The sequence below is a fragment of the Streptosporangium sp. OZ121 genome, assembly GCF_051918885.1.
In the GTDB taxonomy this organism is placed as follows: Bacteria; Actinomycetota; Actinomycetes; order Streptosporangiales; family Streptosporangiaceae; genus Streptosporangium.
The window spans coordinates 1-3,187 of the sequence record NZ_JBPXMC010000071.1 but is presented as its reverse complement, the minus strand read 5'-3'; the positions used below and the strand labels follow the sequence as shown (position 1 = coordinate 3,187).

Annotated in this window: 1 rRNA gene; it reads left to right on the top strand. The window is 56.2% G+C overall.

Annotation, left to right across the window (positions count from 1 at the left end):
* Positions 1–50 precede the first annotated feature (50 nt).
* Positions 51–3,181: ribosomal RNA gene (locus tag ACTOQ1_RS42695) — 23S ribosomal RNA — on the top strand.
* Positions 3,182–3,187 lie beyond the last annotated feature (6 nt).

The window sequence follows — 3,187 nt, the reverse complement described above, 5'->3', positions numbered from 1 at the left end:
GGTCGCTGTTTGTTGTTTGAGATTTGCATAGTGGACGCGAGCATCTTTGTGGCCAAGTTTTTTAGGGCACACGGTGGATGCCTTGGCATCAGGAGCCGATGAAGGACGTGGGAGGCTGCGTTAAGCCCCGGGGAGTCGCCAACCAGACTTTGATCCGGGGATGTCCGAATGGGGAAACCTAGCACCAGTCATGTGGTGTTGCCTCCGCCTGAATGTATAGGGCGGTTGGTGGTAACGCGGGGAAGTGAAACATCTCAGTACCCGTAGGAAGAGAAAACAAATTAGTGATTCCGTGAGTAGTGGTGAGCGAAAGCGGATCAGGCTAAACCGTAGGCGTGTGATAGCCGGCAGGCGTTGCGTTTGCGGGGTTGTGGGACCCTCTGATGGTTTCTGCCGAGACCATAGACAGTAAGAAATCCTTCCGATAGTCGAAGCTTCTGGGAAGTTGCGCCGTAGACCGTGAGAGTCGGGTAGGCGAAATTGGTTGGACTGTTTGAGGGGATCCCAAGTAGCACGGGGCCCGAGAAATCCTGTGTGAATCTGCCAGGACCACCTGGTAAGCCTAAATACTCCCTGATGACCGATAGTGAACAAGTACCGTGAGGGAAAGGTGAAAAGCGCCCCGGTGAGGGGTCGTGAAATAGTACCTGAAACCGTGTGCCTACAAGCCGTAGGAGCGTAAACGAGGGCTTGCTCTTGTTTGTGATGTGACTGCGTGCCTTTTGAAGAATGAGCCTGCGAGTTATGGTGTGTGGCGAGGTTAACCCGTGTGGGGGAGCCGTAGCGAAAGCGAGTCTGAATAGGGCGTTTGAGTCGCATGCTGTAGACCCGAAGCGGAGTGATCTAGGCATGGGCAGGTTGAAGCGCGGGTAAGACCGCGTGGAGGACCGAACCCACCAGGGTTGAAAACCTGGGGGATGACCTGTGTTTAGGGGTGAAAGGCCAATCAAACTCCGTGATAGCTGGTTCTCCCCGAAATGCATTTAGGTGCAGCGTTACGTGTTTCTTGCCGGAGGTAGAGCACTGGATGGCTAATGGGCCCGACAAGGTTACTGACGTCAGCCAAACTCCGAATGCCGGTAAGTGAGAGCGTAGCAGTGAGACTGCGGGGGATAAGCTCCGTAGTCGAGAGGGAAACAGCCCAGACCACCGACTAAGGCCCCTAAGCGTGTGCTAAGTGGGAAAGGATGTGGAGTCGCAGTGACAACCAGGAGGTTGGCTTAGAAGCAGCCACCCTTGAAAGAGTGCGTAATAGCTCACTGGTCAAGTGATTCCGCGCCGACAATGTAGCGGGGCTCAAGTACACCGCCGAAGTCGTGGCATTCACACATTATCCGAGCCTTTGTGGTTGAGGTGTGTGGATGGGTAGGGGAGCGTCGTGCGGCCGGCGAAGCAGCGGAGTGATCCAGTTGTGGAGGCTGTGCGAGTGAGAATGCAGGCATGAGTAGCGAATCAGAAGTGAGAAACTTCTGCGCCGGATGACCAAGGGTTCCTGGGGCAGGCTAATCCGCCCAGGGTAAGTCGGGACCTAAGGCGAGGCCGACAGGCGTAGTCGATGGACAACGGGTTGATATTCCCGTACCCGCTACGATGCGCCAATACTGAATCCAGTGATACTAAGGGTCCTTAACCCCTCCGAGCCTTCGGGCTTGGGGTGAGGGTGAACGCCTGGCCTGAACTGGTAGTAGGTAAGCGATGGGGTGACGCAGGAAGGTAGCCCAGCCCAGGCGATGGTAGTCCTGGGGTAAGCATGTAGGGAAAGAGGTAGGCAAATCCGCCTCTTACGTATCCTGAGATGTGATGCCGAGCCGATTGTGGCGAAGTGGGTGATCCTATGCTGCCGAGAAAAGCCTCTAGTGAGTGTCGTGGCGGCCCGTACCCTAAACCGACTCAGGTGGTCAGGTAGAGAATACTAAGGCGATCGGGTGAACTGTGGTTAAGGAACTCGGCAAATTGCCCCCGTAACTTCGGGAGAAGGGGGGCCTTCGCTGGTGACGAGCTTCGCGCTCTGAGCTGGTGGGGGTCGCAGAGGCCAGGGGGAAGCGACTGTTTACTAAAAACACAGGTCCGTGCGAAGTCGTAAGACGATGTATACGGACTGACGCCTGCCCGGTGCTGGAACGTTAAGGGGACCGGTTAGTTGTTCTTCGGAGCGGCGAAGCTGAGAACTTAAGCGCCAGTAAACGGCGGTGGTAACTATAACCATCCTAAGGTAGCGAAATTCCTTGTCGGGTAAGTTCCGACCTGCACGAATGGCGTAACGACTTCCCCGCTGTCTCAACCGCAGACCCGGCGAAATTGCACTACGAGTAAAGATGCTCGTTACGCGCAGCAGGACGGAAAGACCCCGGGACCTTCACTATAGCTTGACATTGGCGTTTGGAACGTCTTGTGTAGGATAGGTGGGAGACGGTGAAGCTATCACGCTAGTGGTGGTGGAGTCATTGGTGAAATACCACTCTGGTCGTTTTGAACGTCTAACTTCGGTCCGTGATCCGGATCAGGGACAGTGTCTGGTGGGTAGTTTAACTGGGGCGGTTGCCTCCTAAAGAGTAACGGAGGCGCCCAAAGGTTCCCTCAGCCTGGTTGGCAATCAGGTGTCGAGTGTAAGTGCACAAGGGAGCTTGACTGTGAGACCGACGGGTCGAGCAGGAGCGAAAGCTGGGACTAGTGATCCGGCGGTGGCATGTGGAAGCGCCGTCGCTCAACGGCTAAAAGGTACCCCGGGGATAACAGGCTGATCTTCCCCAAGAGTCCATATCGACGGGATGGTTTGGCACCTCGATGTCGGCTCGTCGCATCCTGGGGCTGGAGTAGGTCCCAAGGGTTGGGCTGTTCGCCCATTAAAGCGGTACGCGAGCTGGGTTTAGAACGTCGCGAGACAGTTCGGTCCCTATCCGCTGCGCGCGCAGGAGACTTGAAAGGAGCTGTCCCTAGTACGAGAGGACCGGGACGGACGAACCTCTGGTGTGCCAGTTGTTCCGCCAGGAGCACGGCTGGTTGGCTACGTTCGGAAGGGATAACCGCTGAAAGCATCTAAGCGGGAAGCTCGCCTTGAGATGAGGTCTCCCACCACGAGAGTGGGTAAGGCTCCCGGGAGACGACCGGGTTGATAGGCTGGAAGTGGAAGCGCAGTAATGTGTGGAGCTGACCAGTACTAATAGGCCGAGGACTTGACCACAAAGCA